This window comes from Pseudomonas sp. B21-015 (assembly GCF_024749285.1).
Lineage (GTDB): Bacteria > Pseudomonadota > Gammaproteobacteria > Pseudomonadales > Pseudomonadaceae > Aquipseudomonas.
Genome location: NZ_CP087196.1, coordinates 1,740,177 through 1,762,350 on the forward strand (window position 1 = coordinate 1,740,177; position 22,174 = coordinate 1,762,350).

The 22,174-nt window shown below is 59.9% G+C and carries 20 protein-coding genes; 11 read left to right on the forward strand and 9 right to left on the reverse strand.

Features of this window, described 5'->3' with window-relative positions:
- Window positions 1-3: 3 nt before the first annotated feature.
- Window positions 4-1,332: a flagellar hook protein FlgE gene (gene flgE, locus LOY38_RS07885; protein ID WP_258699520.1), complete on the forward strand. Its 1,329-nt coding sequence runs from the start codon at window positions 4-6 to the stop codon at window positions 1,330-1,332.
- A 160-nt stretch (window positions 1,333-1,492) separates the two neighbouring features.
- On the opposite strand, the gene LOY38_RS07890 is transcribed toward flgE, so the two are convergent.
- A complete protein-coding gene (locus tag LOY38_RS07890) occupies window positions 1,493-4,387 on the reverse strand; it encodes a ribonucleoside-diphosphate reductase subunit alpha (protein ID WP_258699521.1) in 2,895 nt (964 codons plus the stop codon).
- 738 nt (window positions 4,388-5,125) lie between these two features.
- Between LOY38_RS07890 and LOY38_RS07895 the strand changes: the two genes are divergently transcribed.
- A complete protein-coding gene (locus LOY38_RS07895) occupies window positions 5,126-5,848 on the forward strand; it encodes a response regulator (protein WP_095051649.1) in 723 nt (240 codons plus the stop codon).
- Window positions 5,845-7,455, forward strand: a complete 1,611-nt coding sequence (locus LOY38_RS07900) for an ATP-binding protein (protein ID WP_258699522.1) — start codon at window positions 5,845-5,847, stop codon at window positions 7,453-7,455. The genes LOY38_RS07895 and LOY38_RS07900 overlap by 4 nt, the downstream gene beginning before the upstream one ends.
- 133 nt (window positions 7,456-7,588) lie before the next feature.
- Here LOY38_RS07900 and LOY38_RS07905 read toward each other — a convergent pair whose 3' ends face one another.
- Together LOY38_RS07905 and LOY38_RS07910 are read right to left on the reverse strand one after the other, a co-directional pair.
- On the reverse strand, window positions 7,589-8,314 hold the full coding sequence (locus LOY38_RS07905) for a 4'-phosphopantetheinyl transferase (protein WP_258699523.1): 726 nt from the start codon (window positions 8,312-8,314) through the stop codon (window positions 7,589-7,591).
- Window positions 8,315-8,519: 205 nt separating this feature from the next.
- Window positions 8,520-9,311: a dienelactone hydrolase family protein gene (locus LOY38_RS07910; RefSeq protein WP_258699524.1), complete on the reverse strand. Its 792-nt coding sequence runs from the start codon at window positions 9,309-9,311 to the stop codon at window positions 8,520-8,522.
- Window positions 9,312-9,458: 147 nt separating this feature from the next.
- Between LOY38_RS07910 and LOY38_RS07915 the strand changes: the two genes are divergently transcribed.
- From LOY38_RS07915 to LOY38_RS07930, 4 genes are all read left to right on the forward strand, one after another.
- A complete protein-coding gene (locus tag LOY38_RS07915) occupies window positions 9,459-10,061 on the forward strand; it encodes a porin family protein (protein WP_258699525.1) in 603 nt (200 codons plus the stop codon).
- 217 nt (window positions 10,062-10,278) lie between these two features.
- Window positions 10,279-10,956: a response regulator gene (locus LOY38_RS07920; RefSeq protein WP_030131106.1), complete on the forward strand. Its 678-nt coding sequence runs from the start codon at window positions 10,279-10,281 to the stop codon at window positions 10,954-10,956.
- Complete coding sequence (locus LOY38_RS07925; RefSeq protein ID WP_258699526.1) at window positions 10,953-12,299, forward strand: ATP-binding protein; 1,347 nt, start codon at window positions 10,953-10,955, stop codon at window positions 12,297-12,299. Before LOY38_RS07920 ends, LOY38_RS07925 begins: the two co-directional genes overlap by 4 nt.
- Window positions 12,300-12,782: 483 nt before the next feature.
- Complete coding sequence (locus tag LOY38_RS07930) at window positions 12,783-13,142, forward strand: DUF6124 family protein (RefSeq protein WP_258699527.1); 360 nt, start codon at window positions 12,783-12,785, stop codon at window positions 13,140-13,142.
- Window positions 13,143-13,288: 146 nt separating this feature from the next.
- Here LOY38_RS07930 and LOY38_RS07935 read toward each other — a convergent pair whose 3' ends face one another.
- Window positions 13,289-14,302, reverse strand: coding sequence for an AraC family transcriptional regulator (locus tag LOY38_RS07935; protein WP_258699528.1), 1,014 nt, complete (start codon window positions 14,300-14,302; stop codon window positions 13,289-13,291).
- A 340-nt stretch (window positions 14,303-14,642) separates the two neighbouring features.
- Here LOY38_RS07935 and LOY38_RS07940 point away from each other — a divergent pair, with 340 nt between their 5' ends.
- Window positions 14,643-15,977, forward strand: coding sequence for a dicarboxylate/amino acid:cation symporter (locus tag LOY38_RS07940; RefSeq protein WP_258699529.1), 1,335 nt, complete (start codon window positions 14,643-14,645; stop codon window positions 15,975-15,977).
- Window positions 15,978-16,123: 146 nt separating this feature from the next.
- Window positions 16,124-17,305 carry a CaiB/BaiF CoA-transferase family protein gene (locus LOY38_RS07945; protein WP_258699530.1) on the forward strand — a complete coding sequence of 394 codons (1,182 nt, stop codon included), beginning with the start codon at window positions 16,124-16,126 and terminating at the stop codon, window positions 17,303-17,305.
- Between the two features lie 112 nt (window positions 17,306-17,417).
- Here the strand turns inward: LOY38_RS07945 and LOY38_RS07950 are convergent, their stop codons facing one another.
- Both LOY38_RS07950 and LOY38_RS07955 read right to left on the reverse strand, forming a co-directional pair.
- Window positions 17,418-17,912, reverse strand: a complete 495-nt coding sequence (locus LOY38_RS07950; RefSeq protein ID WP_095051660.1) for a SprT family zinc-dependent metalloprotease — start codon at window positions 17,910-17,912, stop codon at window positions 17,418-17,420.
- Window positions 17,913-18,070: 158 nt separating this feature from the next.
- Window positions 18,071-18,673: a Yip1 family protein gene (locus LOY38_RS07955; protein ID WP_258699531.1), complete on the reverse strand. Its 603-nt coding sequence runs from the start codon at window positions 18,671-18,673 to the stop codon at window positions 18,071-18,073.
- A 329-nt stretch (window positions 18,674-19,002) separates the two neighbouring features.
- Here LOY38_RS07955 and ttcA point away from each other — a divergent pair, with 329 nt between their 5' ends.
- Window positions 19,003-19,827, forward strand: coding sequence for a tRNA 2-thiocytidine(32) synthetase TtcA (ttcA, locus tag LOY38_RS07960; RefSeq protein ID WP_258699532.1), 825 nt, complete (start codon window positions 19,003-19,005; stop codon window positions 19,825-19,827).
- Window positions 19,828-19,958: 131 nt separating this feature from the next.
- On the forward strand, window positions 19,959-20,633 hold the full coding sequence (locus tag LOY38_RS07965) for a DNA-3-methyladenine glycosylase I (RefSeq protein WP_258699533.1): 675 nt from the start codon (window positions 19,959-19,961) through the stop codon (window positions 20,631-20,633).
- A 99-nt stretch (window positions 20,634-20,732) separates the two neighbouring features.
- Here LOY38_RS07965 and LOY38_RS07970 read toward each other — a convergent pair whose 3' ends face one another.
- From LOY38_RS07970 to arsC, 3 genes are read right to left on the reverse strand one after another with little or no spacing between them, the layout of a single operon-like run.
- Entirely contained in the window at window positions 20,733-21,158 is a 426-nt protein-coding gene (locus tag LOY38_RS07970) for a DUF2069 domain-containing protein (RefSeq protein WP_258699534.1), read from the reverse strand.
- Entirely contained in the window at window positions 21,151-21,756 is a 606-nt protein-coding gene (gene wrbA, locus LOY38_RS07975) for an NAD(P)H:quinone oxidoreductase (protein ID WP_258699535.1), read from the reverse strand. The genes LOY38_RS07970 and wrbA overlap by 8 nt, the downstream gene beginning before the upstream one ends.
- Window positions 21,753-22,106, reverse strand: a complete 354-nt coding sequence (gene arsC, locus LOY38_RS07980) for an arsenate reductase (glutaredoxin) (protein WP_258699536.1) — start codon at window positions 22,104-22,106, stop codon at window positions 21,753-21,755. The genes wrbA and arsC overlap by 4 nt, the downstream gene beginning before the upstream one ends.
- Window positions 22,107-22,174 lie beyond the last annotated feature (68 nt).

Sequence of the window (22,174 nt, forward strand, 5' to 3'; positions counted from 1 at the left end):
AATATGTCTTTCAATATCGGCCTTAGCGGTCTCTATGCCGCCAACAAACAACTGGACGTGACCGGCAACAACATCGCCAACGTCGCGACCACCGGTTTCAAATCGTCCCGTGCAGAATTCGAAGACGTCTACTCGGCGACCAAACTGGGCACCGGTAGCAAGACCGTCGGCAATGGCGTGCGCCTGGCCAACGTTTCCCAGCAGTTCACCCAGGGCGACGTGAACAACACCGGCAACGTGCTGGACATGGGGATCCAGGGCTCGGGCTTTTTTGTACTGAGTAACAACGGTTCGTTGACCTATACCCGTGCTGGTACGTTCAAGACCGATAAGGATGGTTACATCACCAACAGCGACGGTACCGCTCGCCTGCAAGGTTATGGGGTGGATTCCAACGGCAAGATCGTCAACGGTGTGTTGACCGACCTGCGGATCGACACCTCCAACCTCTCGCCCAAGGCTACTACCGCGGTCAGTTCGACGATCAACCTGAATTCGACTGCGACAGATATCAATCAGGCTACTTCCCCATTCGATCCGACCGACGTTTCGACGTATACCAAGTCGTTCAGTACCTCTATCTATGATACCCAGGGCAACGCGCACACCATGGATCAGTACATGGTCAAGACGGCGGCCAATACCTGGCAGACCTACACCCTGGTCGACGGGCGTAACCCTGACGGTACCGCATACTCTGCGGCGACGCAGCCGTCAGCGACGATGACATTCAACTCCAGCGGCACGCTGACGGGTATCACTGTACCGGCTGCCAGCCCATTCACCGTCAGCGGCACGACGATTACCATGAAGGGGAGCGGGGCTGGCGCATGGGTTCCCGGTACTGTTACCAGTGGCGTGTGGACGGCAAACGGCGCAGCTGCAAACTCTGGGGGTATAGCGATCGATATGACGAATACTACCCAGTACAACGCCGATACCGCCCGTTCGCTGCCGACCCAGGATGGTTACGCCACTGGCCAGATCACCAACCTGACCATTGACGATACCGGTACCCTGTTCGCCAACTTCAGCAACAGCCAGAACAAGGCCATCGGTCAGGTCTCGCTGGCCAGCTTCACCAACGAACAAGGCTTGCAGGCAGTGGGTGGCACCAGCTGGAGGGAAACCTTCGCTTCGGGTATCCCGGGCTACGATGCACCGACTACCGGCACCCTGGGTTCGGTGGTTTCCAACTCTCTGGAAGAGTCCAACGTCAACCTGACCAACGAGCTGGTTGATTTGATCAAGGCCCAGAGTAACTACCAGGCCAACGCCAAGACCATCTCCACCCAGAGCACCATCATGCAGACCATCATTCAGATGACCTGATGCTTGATAGTGCTGCATAAGAAACCCCTCGCAAGAGGGGTTTTTTTGCCTTGCAGAATCAAGATAAAAGACCTTAAAGGCAGGCAAAAGAAAACCCCCGACAAGCCAGAGGCTCATCGGGGGTTTCAGGTAAGCGCCGTGGAGCGCCTACCGGCTCAGCTTACTGGCAAGCTTCGCAATCCGGCTCGTCGATGGCGCACGCCTTCGGCACTGGCGCCGGACCGGCAGGCGCTGCCAGAACCGAATCTTCGCCGTGGTTGCCGCCGCTGGAAACAGCGTTCAGCTTACCGGTGTTGATGGTCGACTTCTCGGTGCTGGTCGCGGCCAGGGCACGGAGGTAGTAAGTGGTTTTCAGGCCACGGTACCAAGCCATGCGGTAGGTCACGTCGAGTTTCTTGCCCGAAGCGCCGGCGATGTACAGGTTCAGGGACTGAGCCTGGTCGATCCACTTCTGACGACGGCTGGCGGCGTCGACGATCCACTTGGTGTCCACTTCGAACGCAGTCGCGTAGAGCTCTTTGAGTTCTTGCGGGATGCGCTCGATCTGCTGCACCGAACCGTCGTAGTACTTCAGGTCGTTGATCATGACCGCGTCCCACAGACCGCGAGCCTTCAGGTCGCGAACCAGGTACGGGTTGATCACGGTGAACTCGCCCGACAGGTTCGATTTCACATAGAGGTTCTGGTAGGTCGGTTCGATCGACTGCGACACGCCAGTGATGTTGGCGATGGTCGCGGTCGGTGCGATGGCCATGATGTTGGAGTTACGAATGCCTTTCTGTACACGGGCACGAACCGGTGCCCAGTCCAGGGTTTCGTTCAGGTCAACGTCGATGTACTTCTGGCCACGCTGCTCGATCAGGATCTGTTGCGAATCCAGCGGCAGGATGCCTTTGGACCACAGCGAACCGTTGAAGGTCTCGTACGAGCCACGCTCGTCAGCCAGGTCGCAGGACGCCTGGATCGCGTAGTAGCTGACCGCTTCCATGGACTTGTCGGCGAACTCGACGGCAGCATCGGAACCGTAAGGGATGTGCTGCAGGTACAAAGCGTCCTGGAAGCCCATGATGCCCAGACCGACCGGACGGTGCTTGAAGTTGGAGTTCTTCGCTTGTGGCACCGAGTAGTAGTTGATGTCGATCACGTTATCGAGCATGCGAACGGCGGTGTTCACGGTGCGTTGCAGCTTGGCGGTGTCCAGCTTGCCGTCGACGATGTGGTTCGGCAGGTTGATCGAGCCCAGGTTGCAAACGGCGATCTCGTCCTTGTTGGTGTTCAAGGTGATCTCGGTGCACAGGTTCGAGCTGTGAACCACGCCCACGTGCTGCTGCGGGCTGCGCAGGTTGCACGGGTCTTTGAAGGTCAGCCATGGGTGGCCGGTTTCAAACAGCATGGACAGCATTTTGCGCCACAGGTCTTTGGCCTGGATGGTCTTGAACAGCTTGATCTTGCCTGGGTACTCGGACAGGGCTTCGTAGTACTCGTAACGCTCTTCGAAGGCCTTGCCGGTCAGGTCGTGCAGGTCCGGCACTTCGGACGGCGAGAACAGGGTCCACTTGCCGTCATCGAAGACGCGCTTCATGAACAGGTCAGGGATCCAGTTGGCGGTGTTCATGTCGTGGGTACGACGGCGATCATCACCGGTGTTCTTGCGCAGTTCGATGAACTCTTCGATGTCCATGTGCCAGGTTTCCAGGTAGGCACAGACAGCGCCTTTGCGCTTGCCACCCTGGTTAACGGCGACGGCGGTGTCGTTCACTACTTTCAGGAACGGCACGACGCCCTGGGATTTGCCGTTGGTGCCCTTGATGTACGAGCCCAGCGCACGAACCGGCGTCCAGTCGTTGCCCAGGCCGCCCGCGAATTTGGACAGCATGGCGTTGTCGTGGATCGCGTGGTAGATGCCCGAAAGGTCATCCGGCACGGTGGTCAGGTAGCAGCTCGACAGCTGTGGACGCAGGGTGCCGGCGTTGAACAGGGTTGGAGTCGAAGACATGTAGTCGAAGGACGACAACAGGTTGTAGAACTCGATCGCACGGTCTTCTTTCTGCTTCTCTTCGATCGCCAGGCCCATGGCCACGCGCATGAAGAAAATCTGTGGCAGTTCGAAGCGGATACCGTCCTTGTGGATGAAGTAACGGTCGTACAGGGTTTGCAGGCCCAGGTAGGTGAACTGCTGATCGCGCTCGTGGTTGATCGCCTTGCCGAGTTTTTCCAGGTCGAAGGACGCCAGAACCGGGTTCAGCAATTCGAATTCGATACCTTTGGCGATGTACGCCGGCAGCGCCTTGGCGTACAGGTCGACCATTTCGTGGTGGGTCGCGCTCTCGGCGACGCCCAGGAAGTTCAGGCCTTCGGCACGCAGGGTGTCCATCAAAAGGCGGGCGGTCACGAACGAGTAGTTCGGCTCACGCTCGACCAGCGTACGGGCGGTCATCACCAGGGCGGTGTTGACGTCGGTCAGGGCCACGCCGTCGTACAGGTTTTTCAGGGTTTCGCGCTGGATCAGGTCGCCGTCGACTTCTTCCAGGCCTTCGCACGCTTCGGTGACGATGGTGTTCAGGCGGCCCATGTCCAGAGGTGCAAGGCTGCCATCGGCGCGGGTGATGCGGATCGACGGGTGAGCGTTGACCGCTTCTTCGGCCGGTGCGTGGGCTGCACGTTCTTTCGAACGACCGTCACGGTAGATCACGTAGTCGCGAGCCACTTTCTGCTCGCCGGCACGCATCAGGGCCAGTTCGACCTGGTCCTGGATTTCTTCGATGTGGATGGTGCCGCCCGATGGCATGCGACGCTTGAAGGTCGCGGTGACCTGTTCGGTCAGGCGGGCAACGGTATCGTGGATTCGCGACGAAGCGGCAGCGGTGCCGCCTTCAACTGCAAGAAACGCTTTGGTGATGGCGACGGTGATTTTGTCATCGGTGTAAGGAACGACAGTCCCGTTACGCTTGATCACGCGCAGCTGGCCAGGCGCGGTGGCGGACAGATCCGAATTCGAATCGGCGGCCTGCGGCAAGGTGCCCTGCGGGTTCTCGCGAGTTGTGTCGGTTTGCATGGGGGGTTGTCTCCACATTCTCTATGTTTGTTTGGGCACCATCACGGTGCCCACCGTTCTGTCCTGAAGCACTACAACCGGCGGGGGCCGGGCATACCAACTTCGGGACAGATCAGGAAGGGGCTATTGGGCGCCGCTTCCATGCCGAAGTCTTTGGTGTCACGCCTTGGGCCTGAAACCGAATTCCGTTTTGGGCGGCAGTAAATGACTGCAACACCCGTACCGTTATCGCCGTTTCGGGCTTAAAAACAGTAGCCATCCGCACGCGCGGTTTGGTCTTTCGAAAATACGTTTGGTTCAACCGGAAAGAGGCAATAAAAGCGCTTGAAATCGGTGTCCGGTTTGTGTTTGGTTTTTGGCATAAAACCCTACATGTAGGGTTTTTTTGGCGACGAGGTACAAGATAATGCGTTTTGGAGGGTGTTGCAATGTACTACCTGTGGATAAACCTGTGCGTAAATTGTGTGTGAAAGAGGGAACAGGCGTGTAGGCCGCGACCTGGCTGGAGCCGACTGTTTTTCACTGATTTTCAGCGACAGAAAACAGTCATCCGGATTTTTAAGGGCGCGAACCCTATCACAAAAAACCGTTGTGTCCGAACGTATTTACCGGCTTGTGTTCCCGCCGTGCGACGTTTATACAATCGGCCAATGCAGATGCATTCTTATCCTCCCCAATCATTACAAAAAGACGGGTGGATCCTTCCCTTTAAAGTGATGTTGGCAAGCAGAGGTCACCGTGGAGCAAGAAGTCTGGCAGGTATTGATTGTCGAGGACGACCAGCGTCTGGCCGAACTGACCCGCGACTACCTCGAAGCCAATGGCCTGCGTGTGTCGATCGAGGGCAACGGCGCCCTTGCCGCGGCACGCATCATCAAGGAGAAACCGGACCTGGTGATCCTCGATCTGATGCTCCCTGGCGAAGATGGCCTAAGCATTTGCCGCAAGGTTCGCGACAAGTATGACGGCCCGATCCTGATGCTCACCGCGCGCACCGATGACACCGATCAAATCCTCGGCCTCGACCTCGGCGCGGATGACTACGTCTGCAAACCGGTTCGCCCACGTCTGCTGCTGGCGCGCATCCAGGCCTTGTTACGGCGCAGTGAAACCCCTGAAACCGCTCCGGAAAAACAACGGCGTCTACAGTTCGGCCCGTTGGTGGTGGACAACGCGCTGCGTGAGGCCTGGCTGCATGACAAAGGCATCGAGTTGACCAGCGCCGAGTTCGATTTGCTCTGGCTGCTGGTGGCCAATGCCGGACGTATTCTGTCTCGCGAAGAAATTTTCACCGCGTTGCGCGGAATCGGTTATGACGGCCAGGACCGTTCCATCGACGTGCGCATTTCGCGCATCCGCCCCAAGATCGGCGATGACCCGGAGCATCCGCGGCTGATCAAAACCATCCGCAGCAAAGGCTATCTGTTCGTTCCCGAAGCCTGCGCAGACCTGTCGCTGTGAACTCGATCTTCCTGCGCATTTATGGCGGCATGTGCGCGGCGCTGATTCTGGTAGCCGTGCTCGGTGTGCTGGCCTTGCACCTGCTTAACCAGGTGCGCAGCGAGCAGTACCGCGAGCGCCTTGCCCACGGCACGTTCTCGCTGATGGCTGACAATCTGCAACCGATGAACGAAACCGAGCGCCACCGGGCCTTGCTAGTGTGGGGGCGCTTGCTCGGGATTCCGCTGGCGCTGAAGACGTTCCCCCAGACCGATCTCGACCTGACCCAGCGCACCCGCGTGCTGCGCGGCCAGGCACTGGTGGAGCAGACCGGCCCGCATGCGGCGAAGGTTTATCGCCTGGTCAGCGACAAGGAACAACTGGTGCTCACGGGGGAAGTCCAGCAGATCAGCGAACAACTGGCGCGGGCTACCATTTACCTGTTGGCCGATGAACTGGTGCGCTACCCGGTGGCCGAGCAGCCCAAGCGCCTGGCGCAGTTAAAGGAAGAGAAGGGGTTCGGCTTTGATCTGCGGCTGGTCACGGTCGATCAGGCCGACATGGACGAAGACCAGAGCCGCCGCGTGTCCGAAGGCGACACGGTGATGGCGCTGGGCAAGGGCGGCGATTCGATCCGGGTGTTTGCCGGCATGGTCGGTACGCCGTGGGTGCTGGAAATCGGCCCGCTGTATCAGATGAATCCTTACCCGCCCGAGTGGCTGGTGCTGATCGCGGCCCTGGGCCTGAGCCTGATCGGTTTGATTGTCTATCTGTTGGTACGGCAACTGGAGCGCCGTTTGCGCGGGCTGGAAGCCGCCGCCACACGCATCGCCAAGGGCAGCCTGGAAACCCGCGTACCGGCACGCGGCGCCGACTCGGTGGGGCGCCTGGCCTCGGCGTTCAACGGCATGGCCGAGCACTTGCAGCAATTGTTGGCGATTCAGCGAGAACTGGTGCGTGCCGTGTCCCATGAATTGCGCACACCGGTGGCGCGGCTGCGCTTTGGCCTGGAGATGATCGGCTCGGCCAGCACGCCTGAGGCGCTGGAGAAATACCGCGAAGGGATGGACCACGACATCGAGGACCTCGATCGGCTGGTCGATGAGATGCTCACTTATGCGCGGCTGGAGCAAGGCTCGCCGGCGCTGAATTTCCAGCGGATCGATCTGGATGCCTTGGTCCACCAGGTGATCGAGGAACTGGCGCCACTGCGCGCCGAGGTCACGGTGCAGCGCGGCTTGTGCCTGTCGGCCGCCGATTGCGACGGCGCCTGGGTCGAAGCCGAGCCGCGTTACCTGCACCGGGCGTTGCAGAACCTGGTGAGCAACGCGATGCGCCACGCCCAGTCACGGGTGACCGTCAGTTATCAGGTGGGGCAGCAGCGCTGTCGGGTGGATGTCGAGGATGACGGGCCGGGCGTGCCGGAAACGGCGTGGGAGAAAATCTTCACCCCGTTCCTGCGCCTCGATGACAGCCGCACCCGCGCCTCGGGTGGGCATGGGTTGGGGTTGTCGATCGTGCGGCGAATCATCCATTGGCATGACGGGCGAGCATTGATCGGCAAGAGCAAAAGCCTGGGCGGGGCCTGTTTCAGTTTGAGCTGGCCGAGGAGTCAGGAGCGGCGTTGAGATTGAGGGTGTCCTTTAGGGCGCCATCGCGGGCAAGCCCGACTCCCACAGGTTATTGGTGTTCTTTCGACTGATACATAACCTGTGGGAGCGGGCTTGCCCGCGATGGGGGCATCCCAAACACTGAAAGCCTTCAGGCCTTGATACTGACCAGACTCAACAAATGCCCATCCATCACTGCAAATTGCGCGTCCAGCTCAGTGCCGCTACGCCATTCACTGGACAGGTCAGTCAGTAACCGCAATCGCACGTCACCACCCTCGCTCCACTCCAGCACTTCGGCATGTTCGAAGTAGAAGCGCTTTTGGACGATCGGGTAGAGCGCCTTGAACAGGCTTTCCTTCACCGAAAACGTCAGCGTCACCCACATTGCCAGTTGATCGCGAGCCCCGACAGCCATGCGCTGCAACTCAGGCCCGGTGAGAATTTCCCCGGCCAGGCGTTCGGCCCGTTCCGCGTCGAGCAGGTTTTCCAGATCCATCCCCAAACCGCGCCAATGGGCCTTGTTCGCGACAATCGCCGCGGCCCGGCCGGTGCTGTGGGTGATCGAACCGGCGATATGCGCTGGCCACACCGGTGCACGGTCCTCACCAATGGCCGGAATGAAACTCAGCCGTTCCAGTTGTTGCAACGCGGCCCGAGCGCAAACCCGTCCGGCGAGAAACTCGGCCTGGCGCTTGGCCACCGAACGCTGGATGCTCGCGGGCGGCTCGATGGCACTGCGCTGAAAATCATCGCTGGCCAGTTGCTTGGGATCGAAGTGAGTCCCCAACAGGACTGTATCGGGCAGCACAAACGGCAGCGGCCAAAGGGCGTCGAGCGGGGTGCAGCAGGCGGGTAGGGCGGGGACGGGATTCATGACGGGCATTTTGCCGGGTTGCCTTGAGGCTGGGTAGTGGCTGAGGGCTTTTGTGGCGAGGGAGCTTGCTCCCGATCGGCTGCGAAGCAGTGGTAAAGGCGGCAAACGCGTTGTACCTGACGAAATACGGTTGCAGGTTTTGGGGGCGCTTCGCTGCCCAGCGGGAGCAAGCTCCCTCGCCACAGGGAGCAATGCTGTCGGTGTGTCAGCCAAAGATCTTCTTGAGAAACGCCTGCATGTCCGCCCACGACTGCTCATCCGCGGCCTTGTTGTAACCAATGTCCGGCCCGCCGTGGTCGCCATGGCTCAGACGATCCGCATCGGGATTGCTGAACCCATGCTTGGCGCCTTCGAGGCTGACAAATTTATAGTCGGCACCGGCCTTGTCCATTTCCGCCTTGAACGCCGCCACGTTATCCGCCGTGACCATGCTGTCCAGCGCGCCATGCTCCACCAGGATTTTCGCCTTCACACTGCCAGGCACAGCCGGCGTATTGGTTGCCAGTGCACCGTGGAAACTCACCACGCCCGCCAGCGGCAAGCCCTGACGTGCAGCATCCAGCACCACCTTGCCGCCGAAGCAATAACCGATGCCTGCCAGTTTGGCCGGATCGGTCTGTGGCTGTTTCTTCAGCAAATCGAGCCCGGCCTGAAACCGCGCGCTGGCTGCTGCGCTGTCCTTCAAGGCTGCTTGCATGAAGGCCATGGCGTCCTTGGCGTGTTCGGTGTTCTTGCCGTCGCCAAACATGTCGATCGCCAGCGCGCTGTAACCCAGACCCGCCAGATCACGGGCGCGACGCTTGGCGTAGTCGTTGAGGCCCCACCATTCATGCACCACCACCACACCCGGGCGTGGGCCTTTAATGGCGTCGTCGTAGGCGTAATAGCTGATCAGCTTCGTACCGTCGGCACTTTGATAGGGAATTTCCTGAGTCTTGATGGCGGCCTGGCTGAGACCGCTCAAGGCCAGCAACACGAGGGCGAGGAATGCGCGCATGGTTGAATCTCCTTATTAAAAAACGTCAAAGCAGCGTAGTCGATTTGATTCAGCTCAGGTTCAGAGTGCGTTCAGGGGCCGTACAGGGTGGGGTCAGTAACCTTGCCCCGTACCCAAAAAGCACATAGCGCATGAGGAAATTCCCCAATGACTACTTTGAAAAAACTGCTGCTGGCTTTCACCGTGATGGGCGCCAGTGTTGCCGCCCACGCCGACACCACCAATTTCGCCGGCCTGACCTTTGGCCAGACCAGCGACAAGGTTAAAAAATCCAACGCCCTGAACGACAACCTCAACCATCCGAACACCGATGGTGTGATCGGCAAGGACAACACCTGGGGCTTGCGTGTGGGCCAGCAAGACAGCCAGGGCCGCTACTACGCCACTTACGACAACGTGTCGGGTTCGCATAATGGCATTAAACTGCGTCAGGAAAACCTGCTGGGCAGCTACGATTTGTTTTACCCGGTGGGTGGCAGCACCAGACTGTTCGGCGGTGCCACCGCTGGTTTGACCAAAATGACCCAGGAATCGCCAGGCTTCAGCCGCGACAGCGACATCGGTTACGCCATCGGTGGCCAGGTCGGTGTATTGCAGCAAGTTTCGCAAAACACCTCGGTCGAGCTGGGTTACCGTTACCTGCGCAGCAATGCCAGCACCGAGATGAGCGAGCGCGGCGGCAGCAAACAGGGTTCGCTGGATTTGACCAGCAGCGCCCAGACGTACCTGTCCGCCAACTACGCTTTCTAAAAAGCGTTTCGCGAGGGTATGCGCCAGTCAGTTAAACGCAATTCCTGTGGGAGCGGGCTTGCCCGCGATAGCGATCTGTCTGACACATCGATGGTGAATGTGCTGCCGTCATCGCGGGCAAGCCCGCTCCCACAGGTTCCGCGGCTTAATTGACTGGCATCGCCCTGTCAGCCATCGAGGTTGTCTTTGGAGATTTTGATTTGCCCAGGAGAGCGTTATGAAATTGCTGGTCGTCGAAGATGAAGCGCTGTTGCGCCATCACCTGCAAACCCGCCTGACGGACAGCGGCCACGTGGTCGAGTCCGTGGCCAATGCCGAGGAGGCGTTGTATCAGGCCGGGCAGTTCAACCATGACCTGGCGGTGATCGACCTCGGTTTGCCGGGCATGGGCGGGCTCGACCTGATTCGTCAGTTGCGTTCCCAAGGCAAAACCTTTCCGATTCTGATCCTCACCGCGCGCGGCAACTGGCAAGACAAGGTCGAAGGCCTCGCCGCCGGCGCCGATGACTACGTGGTCAAGCCGTTCCAGTTCGAAGAGCTGGACGCCCGGCTCAATGCCTTGCTGCGCCGCTCCAGCGGCTTCACCCAGTCGACCATCGTCGCCGGTCCCTTGCTGCTGGACCTCAACCGCAAACAGGCGTCCCTCGATGAACAACCGCTGGCACTGACCGCCTACGAATACCGGATCCTCGAGTACCTGATGCGGCATCACCAGCAAGTGGTGGCCAAGGACCGTTTGATGGAGCAGCTCTACCCGGATGACGACGAGCGCGATCCGAATGTGATCGAAGTGCTGGTCGGCCGCCTGCGCCGCAAACTCGAAGGCCCGGCTGGCTTCAAACCAATCGATACCGTGCGTGGCCTCGGCTACCTGTTCAATGAGCGCTGCACTTGATTCGTTCCCTCCGTGTCCGTTTGATGCTCGCCGCCACGACCCTGGCGGTGTTGTTCATGCTGGCGTTGCTGCCGGCGATGCAGGGCGCGTTCAGCCTGGCGTTGCAGGATTCCATCGAACAGCGCCTGGCGTCGGACGTCACCACGCTGATCTCCGCTGCCCGGGTGGACAACAACAGCTTGCAGATGCCGGCGCAGTTGCCCGATGAGCGCTTCAACCTCACCGACAGCCGTTTGCTTGGCTACATCTATAACCGCGAAGGTCATCTGGTGTGGCGTTCGAAGGCCACCCAGGAAGAGAACATCAACTACAAGCCGCGTTACGACGGGCGCGGTAACGAGTTCGCGAGGATTCGCGAGGCCAATGGTGAAGAGTTCTTCGTTTATGACGTCGAGGTCAAACTGCTGGGCGGCAAAAGCGCGGCGTTCAGCATCGTCGCGCTGCAACCGGTGCGCGAATACGAAATCACCCTCGAAGGCCTGCGGGAAAACCTCTACCTTGGCTTCGGCGCGGCGTTACTGGTGTTGCTCGCCTTGCTGTGGATCGGCCTGACCTGGGGTTTGCAGGCGTTGCGCCGGCTGAGCCAGGAGTTGGACCAGATCGAGGGCGGTACGCGTGAAAGCCTGAGTGAAGAGCACCCTCGGGAACTGCTGCGCCTGACCGGCTCGCTCAACCGCTTGCTGCACAGCGAGCGTGAACAGCGCAGCCGTTATCGCGACTCCCTCGACGACTTGGCCCACAGCCTGAAAACCCCGTTGGCGGTGTTGCAAGGGGTCAGCGAAGACATGGCGCAAAAGCCGCAAGAGCGCGATCAGGCCTGGGTGCTGCAAACCCAGATCGAACGCATGAGCCAGCAGATCGGCTATCAACTGCAACGCGCCAGCCTGCGCAAAAGTGGCCTGGTGCGCCATCAGGTGCGCCTGCGCCCGGTGCTGCAAAGCCTCTGCGACACGCTGGACAAGGTCTACCGCGACAAACGTGTGCGTGTCGCGTTCGACCTGCCGGAGCCGTGCTACGTGCCGATCGAGCAAGGCGCCTTGCTGGAAATGATGGGCAACCTGCTGGAAAACGCCTATCGCCTGTGCCTGAGCGAAGTACGTATCAGCGTGCGCGAAACCCTCAGTGGCATTGAACTCTGCGTCGAAGATGACGGGCCGGGCGTGCCACCGGATCAGCGTGCACGGATTCTGCAGCGGGGCGAGCGGCTGGATCGCCAGCATCCGGGGCAGGGAATCGGGTTGGCGGTGGTCAAGGACATCATCGAAAGCTACAGCGCCAAGCTGACACTGGGGGATTCGCCGATGGGCGGGGCGGCGTTCCGGATTCATTTTCCGGTGGTTTGACCCCTGTCACCGATCGTTCCCACGCTCCGCGTGGGAATGCAGCCCGGGACGCTCCGCGTCCCTGCCGAAGCGGACGCGGAGTGTCCATTGAGGCATTCCCACGCAGAGCGTGGGAACGATCTTTAACAGCGGTGTTTAAAACACATCTCCAGACACTCACTCAGGCTACACATCCTTGCGCCGCTGCCTACGACTACGCCAGAATCCGCCGGCTTGTGCGCCTGGGGTGTGGGCTCTATCGTTTGCCGGTCGCTGACGAATCAGCGATCGGGTTTAGCGATCCGATCCCATACACAGACGCAAAAGCGCCCAAGTTTTGCTTGCAGTTCTTATTGCCTGCAATTCGCGTAATGGTGGCTGTGCGTGGGAGACCTTCGAGTCTACCCGGGGTTTCTGTGACCCGGATCGCTAACCTGCGTACAGCCGCCACCTTTACTTGTTTAGCGATAGGTCGTGGCGGCTCAACCAACCACGGAGCTTCACATGTTCAAGATCACGCCCAACCCACCGGAAACCGACGACGTTTCTCCGTACGAAACCCCCGACTCCAAAAAACTCAACGAAGCCGCCGACCGCGCCCTCGATTACTACCTCAAACCGGTCATTCCCAAAGAAACTCCGCGCAAACCCAGCACCATCTACCATGTCGGCGCCGAGGTCGATAACGAGACCCTGCTGGTCAACGCCTGCGAATCCCTGGCGTCAGCGAGCGTGATGCTCAGTGAGTTCGCCGGGTTGATGGACATACCCCATCGCAACATGATGTTGGGGATTCAACAGGTGGTCATGCTGGGTGAGTTGGCAGTCAATCGGGTGCTGGATAACTACGATCCACAAGGCTAGCGAAAAACCTGTAACCGATCGTTCCCACGCTCTGCGTGGGAATGCCTCAACGGACGCTCCGCGTTCGGCTCTAGATGGGACGCGGAGCGTCCCGGGCTGCATTCCTTTGCTGCGCGTGGGAACGATCAAAAAAATAGCGCTAGAACTCAACTCTCCTGAGCGCGATAGGCTCCCGGCGTCAACCCCGTCCACTTCTTGAACGCCCGGTGAAACGCCGACGGCTCGGAAAACCCCAGCTGCTCGGCAATCTGTTGCAACGACAGATCCGCGCGCCCCAGGTGATAAATCGCAATATCCCGCCGCAACTGGTCCTTCAACTCCTGAAAACTCGTGCCTTCTTCGCGCAAATGCCGACGCAAGGTTTGCGGGCTGATGTGCAGGTGCGCGGCCACCGCTTCCAGGTCCGGCCAGCGCGCACTGTCGCGGCTGAGCAAGCGCCGCAACTGGCTGCTCAGGCTGTCGCCTTCGTCGGGGCGCGATAACAGGTCGGCGGGGGAGCGCTCGAGAAAGTGCTTGAGGGTTCGTTCGTCCTGCAACAGCGGCATGTTCAGGTAGCGACTGTGAAATAACAGACTGCTCTGCGCCGTCGTGCTCTTTACGGTGGAAAAGCTCAGCGGGCAAGAAAACAGCAAATCGTATTCGGCCCCGTGTTCGGGTCTCGGGTAGCTGAACGTCGCCTGCTCCAGACGAATGCGCTGGCCAATCAGCCAGCTGCCGAACCGATGCCAGATCACCAACAGGCTTTCGCTGAGGAAATGGTCCGGGTCCCACAGCGGCGAATCGTCCAGGCTCAGGCGAACCCTGTCGCCTTCGCGGCTCAGCGTCAGACGCGGCGCGCCGGGGAACAGGCTGTAGAACAATAGGCCGCGATTGAGCGCTTTCTCCAGCGTGCGGCAGTGGATCACCGCGTGGCACATCATCGCGAAGCTGCCGGGTTTGCTCGGTGCCTGCCCGAAGCCCAGGTATTCGTCGTCCAGGGTCAGCCACAGTGCCTGGATCAATCGGGCGAATTGCTCAGGTGCGATTCGGGCGCGCGGCTCCTCGAGCAACTCGGGGCTGATCCCCTGTTGCAGTAAAAGACTCGAATAGTCATAGCCACGCCGACGCGCGCCACCGAGGGCGGCACGGGCGAAATGGCTGGCGATGGTGCGTTCGCGCATAGAGGGCAGGTCCGTCCACTGAGCAATGGATGGTAGCGGTGCCTGTCGAGAATCAACAAGGCGGATATCCGCCAAATTGCAGGACGAGGTTTGGCTGATGGGCGGAAATCCGCCACATCGATGTAGCGGGTCAGTGACCCAAAAAAACCTGTAACCCTTGATGTCACGAGGCTGGCAGGGTTTTTTTCGAAGGTGGCACGGGGCTTGCGATACAAGTCGCAGAGGTCTGCCATCGCGCAGCTCGACAAAACAAATCCCTCCAGTGCAGGAGGGTTCGCAAATGAGGTGTCAGGGGCAACAGTTGGATGTTGTTACTGAGGCACTCTTGAGGAACTTTGCAATGACGACTCGTCAGCCACTGTATAAATCCCTGTACTTCCAGGTGATCGTTGCCATCGCTATCGGCATCCTGCTCGGTCACTTCTACCCGCAGACCGGTGTAGCCCTCAAGCCGCTGGGTGACGGGTTCATCAAACTGATCAAAATGGTCATCGCACCGATCATCTTCTGTACCGTTGTCAGCGGCATCGCCGGCATGCAGAACATGAAATCGGTCGGCAAGACCGGCGGCTATGCGCTGCTGTACTTCGAAATCGTCTCCACCATTGCCTTGCTGATCGGTCTGGTCGTGGTCAACGTTGTGCAACCGGGCGCCGGCATGCACATCGACGTGACGACCCTGGACACCAGCAAAATCGCTGGCTTCATCTCGGCCGGCAAAGACCAGAGCATCATTGCCTTTGTCCTCAATGTAATCCCGAACACCATCGTCGGCGCGTTCGCCAACGGCGACATCCTGCAAGTGCTGATGTTCTCGGTGATCTTCGGTTTCGCCCTGCATCGCCTGGGTGCCTACGGCAAACCGGTGCTGGACTTCATCGATCGCTTCGCTCACGTGATGTTCAACATCATCAACATGATCATGAAGCTCGCTCCAGTCGGCGCGTTCGGTGCGATGGCCTTCACCATCGGCGCCTACGGTGTCGGTTCGCTGGTGCAACTCGGTCAGCTGATGATCTGCTTCTACATCACCTGCATCGTATTCGTCGTCGTGGTGTTGGGTGCGATCTGCCGCGCACACGGCTTCAGCGTGCTGAAACTGGTTCGCTACATCCGTGAAGAACTGCTGATCGTACTGGGCACTTCCTCGTCGGAATCGGCTCTGCCACGCATGCTGATCAAGATGGAACGCCTGGGTGCGGATAAATCGGTTGTGGGTCTGGTGATCCCGACTGGCTACTCGTTCAACCTCGACGGTACTTCGATCTACCTGACCATGGCGGCTGTGTTCATCGCTCAGGCGACTGATACCCCGATGGACCTCACTCACCAGATCACCTTGCTGCTGGTGCTGCTGTTGTCCTCCAAAGGTGCGGCGGGTGTGACCGGTAGTGGTTTCATCGTGCTGGCAGCCACCCTGTCGGCCGTGGGCACTCTGCCGGTGGCTGGCCTGGCGCTGATCCTCGGTATCGACCGCTTCATGTCCGAAGCCCGTGCGCTGACCAACCTTGTGGGTAACGCCGTGGCCACCCTCGTGGTCGCCAAGTGGGTGAAAGAGCTGGACGAAGACAAGCTGCAAGTCGAACTGGCTTCCGGCGGTCGCGGTATCTCCGACGAGCGCGAAGTAGACGACCTGGGCGTGGCTGAAGGCCCGGCCCCGGCCAGCGTCAAGTAAGCACTCTGGCTGCATGAAAAAACCCGCTTCGGCGGGTTTTTTCATGCCTGCAATTTGAGCGCAACGGTCACTGCCACTGACGCATCAGGTGATTGCTGCAATGTCCTCGGCTGCCTAGGCTTGGGGAATCGCACGGGAGAACGCTTATGCTCGGTCCACTGGCATCACTCAAGGTTCTGGATTTCTCGACACTGTTGCCGGGGCCGTTCGCCTCGTTGCTGCTGGCAGACATGGGCGCCGAGGTGTTGCGCATCGAATCGCCGACCCGCATGGACCTGCTGCGAGTATTGCCGCCGCACGATCAAGGCGTGTCGGCCAGCCACGCGTACCTCAATCGCAACAAGCGCAGCCTGGCCCTGGACCTCAAGCAGCCCGAGGCGCTGGAGGTGATCAAGCGATTGCTGCAGGATTACGACATCGTGCTGGAGCAGTTTCGTCCCGGCGTGATGGACCGGCTGGGTTTGGGCTATGAAGCCTTGAAGGCGATCAACCCGAAGCTGATTTATGTGTCGATCACCGGTTATGGTCAGACCGGCCCCTACAAGGATCGCGCCGGGCACGACATCAACTACCTGGCGTTGGCGGGCCTGGCGAGCTACACCGGCCGTGCCGACGGCGGCCCGTTGCCATTGGGCATGCAGGTGGCGGATGTCGCGGGTGGCTCGCTGCACGGGGTGATCGGCCTGCTGGCGGCGGTGATCGCGCGGCAGCAGACAGGGCAGGGGCAGCATCTGGATGTAAGCATGACCGATTGCGCTTTCAGCCTGAATGCCATGGCCGGTGCCGGATACCTGGCCTGTGGTGTGGCGCCGGGCAGGGAAGAGCAGATGCTCAATGGTGGCAGCTTCTACGACTACTACCGTTCACGCGATGGGCGCTGGTTGTCAGTGGGCAGCCTGGAGCCGGCGTTCATGCAGCAACTTTGCACGGCGCTGGGCCGGCCGGAATTGGCAGCTCAGGGGCTGTCACCCGAACCGGCCCGGCAACAGGTGCTCAAGGAAGCGTTGAAAGTTGAATTCGAAAAATACGACTTTGCCACGTTGTGTGAGCTGTTTGCCGGGGTCGATGCGTGCGTCGAACCGGTGTTGAGCCTGGGCGAAGCGGTGCGGCATCCGCAGTTGAAGGCACGGGAATTAGTGGTTGAAGTGCCGAGGGGCGATGGAACGACTCAGGCGCAGATGGCTTGTCCGTTGAAATTTTCGGATGGGTTGCCTGAGCCGCGGCATATCGGGGCGGGCTTGGGTGAGCATACCGATCAGGTGTTGGGGGAGTTGGGGTTTAGTGCGCAGCGCATCGAAGAGTTGCGTATGGCGAAAGTAGTGAGCTGATTGATCGTTCCCACGCTCCGCGTGGGAATGCCGCCATGGACGCTCCGCGTCCACTGTGACGCAGAGCGTCACGGGATGCATTCCCACGCGGAGCATGGGAACGATCATGGGGTTATTCGACCCGCATCTCGCCACTGAACACCAACGTACTGCGACAACGCCGGCACAGATACCGCCGCCCCTGTCTCACCAAACCATGACGCTGGGCCGAAAACGGGAAATCGCTGTCGGGGCACGGGCATTTGTAGATGTAGCGGGTCACGCTGCGGCGTTTGACGTCATAGGTATGGCAGCGGTTGGGCGGCAGTTCGTAGACGCCGCGCATGATCAGTTGCCACTCTTCGCCGTGAGGCTGGATGCGGTCGCCGAACAGTTGATGGGCGATCAGGTGCGCGACTTCATGCGCCACGGTCTGTTTGAGGAAGTCTTCGGTGTTTTCCCGGTACAGCTGCGGGTTGAAACGCAGCAGGTTCTCGTGCAGATGCGCGACACCGGCTTTTTGCCCGCGCAGCTTGAGGCTTACCACGGGGCGTTTGAAAGGTCGTTTGAAAAAGGATTCGGCTTGCAGGAAACAGTCTTCGACGCGGGTATTGAGTTGCTCGGGCATGCTTGATGGATCTCCAGAGGCGTCGAGTATGCCGCAACCCTGAGGACTTGCGAATCGCCGAGGGGCCGAATGGTCGTCGCCACGCTCTATTCTTAAGCGCTAGAAGGCCGCCTTGCGGCGGCCTGTATTGGCAAGTCCTGTTTTTGGCCGATGTGTTGCTAATTCGTATAGACCGGTCCCACGCCCAGGCCCCAGACAATCACGGTGAACGCCATGATGGCCACCAGCACCACCAGTCCGACGGCGAGTATCGAACTTGAAAACAGAAATCCCTCGTCCGACGGAATGTTCATGAAGGTCGGCAAGCCTACATACAGCAGGTACACCGTGTAACAGACGGCCGCGGTGCCGACGATCATCCCCAGCCACAGGTGCGGATACAGCGCCGCCAGGCCGCCGACGAACAGTGGGGTCGCGGTGTACGTGGCGAACGCGACACAGCGTGCCAGGTTTGGGTTGGCGTCATAGGTGCGCGCCATCCAGTGAATGAAGGCGCCCATCACCGCGACGCCGCCGAGCATCGCCACGTACGACATGATGGTCATCCACAGCGCGCTTTCCATGGTCAGCATCACCGGCGCTCGACTACCAATGACCCAGCCGACCTGCGTGGTGCCGATAAACGCGGAGACGGCGGGGATCGCCGCCAGAATCAGGGTGTGCGTCAGGTACATGTGGCTGATGCTTTCCTCCTGGTCGCCACGGATTTCCTTCCATTCCTGGTCAGGGTGGGTGAAAAGCCCCACTACGTGATGGATCATGCCAGTCACTCCTCTTGTTGTTGCCATCGCCCCCCAGCGGAGCGCTTACGGGCCAAAGTGGCCAGGTAAGTACAGGTCTGAATACGTGCGCGACCTTATGTCGCAGTATAGAAAGGAGTTACTGGCAATAGTGCGAGGGCTTTAGAGCAAATCGCGCTGTAAACAATCTTGTTAATCGCCGCCGGGTCTGTGCCGAATGAATCCTGTGGCGAGGGAGCAAGCTCCCTCGCCACAGGGGTATGCTCAAGTCATATAAAGCGCAGGCTTCGCCCCGCCAGGGTTTTTGCGTAAAATGCCGGCCTTTCGTCACACCTCACGGATTTCGCGTCATGGGCACTCTTACGGTCAACCAGAACAAACTGCAAAAGCGCCTTCGCCGCCAGGCCGGTGAGGCTGTCGCCGATTTCAACATGATTGAAGACGGCGACAAGGTCATGGTCTGCCTGTCCGGTGGCAAGGATAGCTACACCATGCTCGACGTGCTGATGCATTTGCAGAAGGTCGCCCCGATCAAGTTCGAGATCGTCGCCGTGAACATGGACCAGAAGCAACCGGGCTTCCCTGAGCATGTGCTGCCGGCTTACCTCAAAGAACTGGGCATCGAGTACCACATCGTCGAGAAAGACACCTACTCGGTGGTCAAGGAGCTTATTCCTGAGGGAAAAACCACCTGCTCGCTGTGCTCGCGCCTGCGTCGCGGCACCCTCTATACCTTTGCCGATGAAATCGGCGCGACCAAAATGGCCCTCGGTCACCACCGCGACGACATCGTCGAGACGTTCTTCCTGAACATGTTCTTCAACGGTTCGCTCAAGGCCATGCCGCCGAAACTGCGCGCCGACGACGGGCGCAACGTGGTGATCCGTCCGCTGGCGTACTGCAACGAAAAAGACATCCAGGCCTACTCGGACCTCAAGCAATTCCCGATCATCCCGTGCAACCTCTGCGGCTCCCAGGAAAACCTGCAACGCCAGGTGGTCAAGGAGATGTTGCAGGAGTGGGAACGCAAGACCCCGGGCCGTACCGAAAGCATTTTCCGCAGCTTGCAGAACGTGATCCCGTCGCAACTGGCGGACCGCAACCTGTTCGACTTCACCAGCCTCAAGATCGACGAAACGGCGGCTTCGCGCTTCGTCAACGTGGTCAATCTCTGACACAAATAGTGTGGGAGCGAGCCTGCTCGCGATAGCGTTCTGTCAGACACATCAGTGTTGACTGATACGGCGCCATCGCGAGCAGGCTCGCTCCCACAGTTGGTTTTTCGCTTCATTCCTCAGGAGAGGGCATGCGCGACTACAAGTGGCTGAACGAGTACTGCTTGAACCGCTTCGGTTCGGCGGCTGAACTGGAAGCCCATCTGCCCGTCCCCAAGACCCCGGCGCAATTGCGCAAGATCAGCGACGACCGCTACCTCTCGACCATGGCGTTGCGGGTATTCCGCGCCGGGCTCAAGCACAGCCTGGTGGATGCCAAGTGGCCGGCGTTCGAAGAAGTGTTCTTCAAATTCGACCCGGAAAAAGTCGTGTTGATGAGCGCCGAACATCTGGAGCGCTTGATGCAGGACGCGCGGATCATCCGCCACCTGGGCAAGCTCAAGAGCGTGCCGCGCAATGCGCAGTTCATTCTGGATGTCGCCCATGAGAAAGGCAGTTTTGGTGCCTTGATCGCCGAGTGGCCGGTGACCGATATCGTCGGTTTATGGACCTACCTGAAAAAACACGGCCATCAATTGGGCGGTTTGTCGGCGCCGCGATTCTTGCGAATGGTCGGCAAGGACACCTTCGTGCCGAGCTACGACGTGGTCGCGGCGCTGAGTGCGCAGCAGATCGTCGACAAGGTGCCGAGCAGTTTGCGGGATCTGGCCACAGTGCAGAATACGTTCAACCAGTGGCATGAAGAGAGCGGTGGACGGCCGATGAGCCAGATTTCGATGATGCTGGCGTATACCGTCAATCATTAAGACCGAGTCGCCCGCATCGCGAGCAGGCTCGCTCCCACATTGGATTGGTGTCGTTCACAAATCCCCTGTGGGAGCGAGCCTGCTCGCGATAGCGGTGTGTCAGGCTGCGCAAATCCCGCCTTCCCCCGCCAACTTGCGGTTCAACTGAAACCGCCACCGCACATACAGCAACGCCGAGCAGAACACCGCCAGGCTTGCGCCCATCTCCAGCAAACCGAACAGCTGCCGGTTCGGGTCATACGCGGCCAGTGCGCCCTTGATGAAATACAGGTTCACCACAAAACACATCCACGAATGCCCACGAGCGCTGCCGACAATCATCCCCGGCGCCAGTAACAGCAACGGCACCAGTTCGATCAGCAGAATCACCCACGGCCGCGCGCCATGCAGGTCGGCGAACACCAGGTAGTAGGCGCAAAGCAGCCCCGCCAGCCCGAAAAAGCACAGCAGGCTGATGACGCGCATCGCTCTGACTCGCGGTTCGAGCCATTCGATGGAAGGCAGAATCTTAGGCTTCTTAGCCACTGTGGCTCTCCAGCTTCTGCGCGGTTTTCGCCAGCCGCAGACCCAAAGCCCGGCATAGCGCGACTTCATGTTCATTCAAACCGCTTTTGCCATCGGCCCCGGCGTGATGGCTGGCGCCATACGGCGTGCCGCCGCCGCGGGTTTCCAGCAGCGCGGATTCGCTGTAGGGCAGGCCGGTGATCAACATGCCGTGGTGCAGCAACGGCAGCATCATCGACAGCAGGGTGGTTTCCTGGCCGCCGTGCAGGCTCGCGGTCGAGGTGAAGACCCCGGCCGGTTTGCCCACCAGGGCGCCGGTCAGCCACAGGTTGCTGGTGCCGTCGAGGAAGTACTTGAGCGGAGCGGCCATGTTGCCGAAGCGGGTCGGGCTGCCCAGGGCCAGGCCGGCGCAGTTCTTCAAATCGTCGAGGCTGGCGTACAGCGCGCCTTCATCGGGAATGTCCGGCGCCACGGCTTCGCATTCAGTGGAGATCGCCGGCACCGTGCGCAACCGGGCTTCAAGGCCGGCCTGCTCGACGCCACGGGCAATCTGTCGGGCCATTTCATTGGTCGAGCCGCTGCGGCTGTAATACAGCACCAGAATGTACGGCGCGCTCACGGCAGCAACTCCAGCACATTCTCCGGCGGACGGCCGATGATGGCTTTGTCGCCGACTTCGAGAATCGGGCGCTCCATGAGTTTGGGGTGCGCGGCGATGGCGGCGATCAATTGCGCCTCGCTCAAACCGCTGTCGGCCAGGTTGAGGGTTTTGTACTCCTCCTCGCCGGTGCGCAGCAGTTGTCGGGCGCTGATGCCGAGCTTGCTCAGCAGGCTCTGGATTTGCGCGGCGTCCAGCGGCGTTTCCAGGTAGCGGACCACCGTTGGGGCCAGGCCACGGGCTTCGAGCAGTTCGAGCGCACCGCGGGATTTCGAGCAGCGCGGGTTGTGATAAAGCGTCAGATCGGTCATGTGCGGGTCGCATCTTGCGTAAGGTGGCGGCTATTCTAACTGTGCGGCGCGTAATCCAGAACCTTGGG

What these genes read in the sequence shown, in the direction of transcription:
- ttcA (WP_258699532.1), top strand. Translation starts at nt 19,003, where the DNA reads ATGGGCACTCTTACGGTCAACCAGAACAAACTGCAAAAGCGCCTTCGC.
- LOY38_RS07955 (WP_258699531.1), bottom strand. Translation starts at nt 18,673, where the DNA reads ATGATCCATCACGTAGTGGGGCTTTTCACCCACCCTGACCAGGAATGG.
- LOY38_RS07920 (WP_030131106.1), top strand. Translation starts at nt 10,279, where the DNA reads ATGAAATTGCTGGTCGTCGAAGATGAAGCGCTGTTGCGCCATCACCTG.
- LOY38_RS07905 (WP_258699523.1), bottom strand. Translation starts at nt 8,314, where the DNA reads ATGAATCCCGTCCCCGCCCTACCCGCCTGCTGCACCCCGCTCGACGCC.
- LOY38_RS07965 (WP_258699533.1), top strand. Translation starts at nt 19,959, where the DNA reads ATGCGCGACTACAAGTGGCTGAACGAGTACTGCTTGAACCGCTTCGGT.
- LOY38_RS07910 (WP_258699524.1), bottom strand. Translation starts at nt 9,311, where the DNA reads ATGCGCGCATTCCTCGCCCTCGTGTTGCTGGCCTTGAGCGGTCTCAGC.
- LOY38_RS07940 (WP_258699529.1), top strand. Translation starts at nt 14,643, where the DNA reads ATGACGACTCGTCAGCCACTGTATAAATCCCTGTACTTCCAGGTGATC.
- arsC (WP_258699536.1), bottom strand. Translation starts at nt 22,106, where the DNA reads ATGACCGATCTGACGCTTTATCACAACCCGCGCTGCTCGAAATCCCGC.
- flgE (WP_258699520.1), top strand. Translation starts at nt 4, where the DNA reads ATGTCTTTCAATATCGGCCTTAGCGGTCTCTATGCCGCCAACAAACAA.
- LOY38_RS07950 (WP_095051660.1), bottom strand. Translation starts at nt 17,912, where the DNA reads ATGCCCGAGCAACTCAATACCCGCGTCGAAGACTGTTTCCTGCAAGCC.
- LOY38_RS07915 (WP_258699525.1), top strand. Translation starts at nt 9,459, where the DNA reads ATGACTACTTTGAAAAAACTGCTGCTGGCTTTCACCGTGATGGGCGCC.
- LOY38_RS07935 (WP_258699528.1), bottom strand. Translation starts at nt 14,302, where the DNA reads ATGCGCGAACGCACCATCGCCAGCCATTTCGCCCGTGCCGCCCTCGGT.
- LOY38_RS07890 (WP_258699521.1), bottom strand. Translation starts at nt 4,387, where the DNA reads ATGCAAACCGACACAACTCGCGAGAACCCGCAGGGCACCTTGCCGCAG.
- LOY38_RS07930 (WP_258699527.1), top strand. Translation starts at nt 12,783, where the DNA reads ATGTTCAAGATCACGCCCAACCCACCGGAAACCGACGACGTTTCTCCG.
- LOY38_RS07945 (WP_258699530.1), top strand. Translation starts at nt 16,124, where the DNA reads ATGCTCGGTCCACTGGCATCACTCAAGGTTCTGGATTTCTCGACACTG.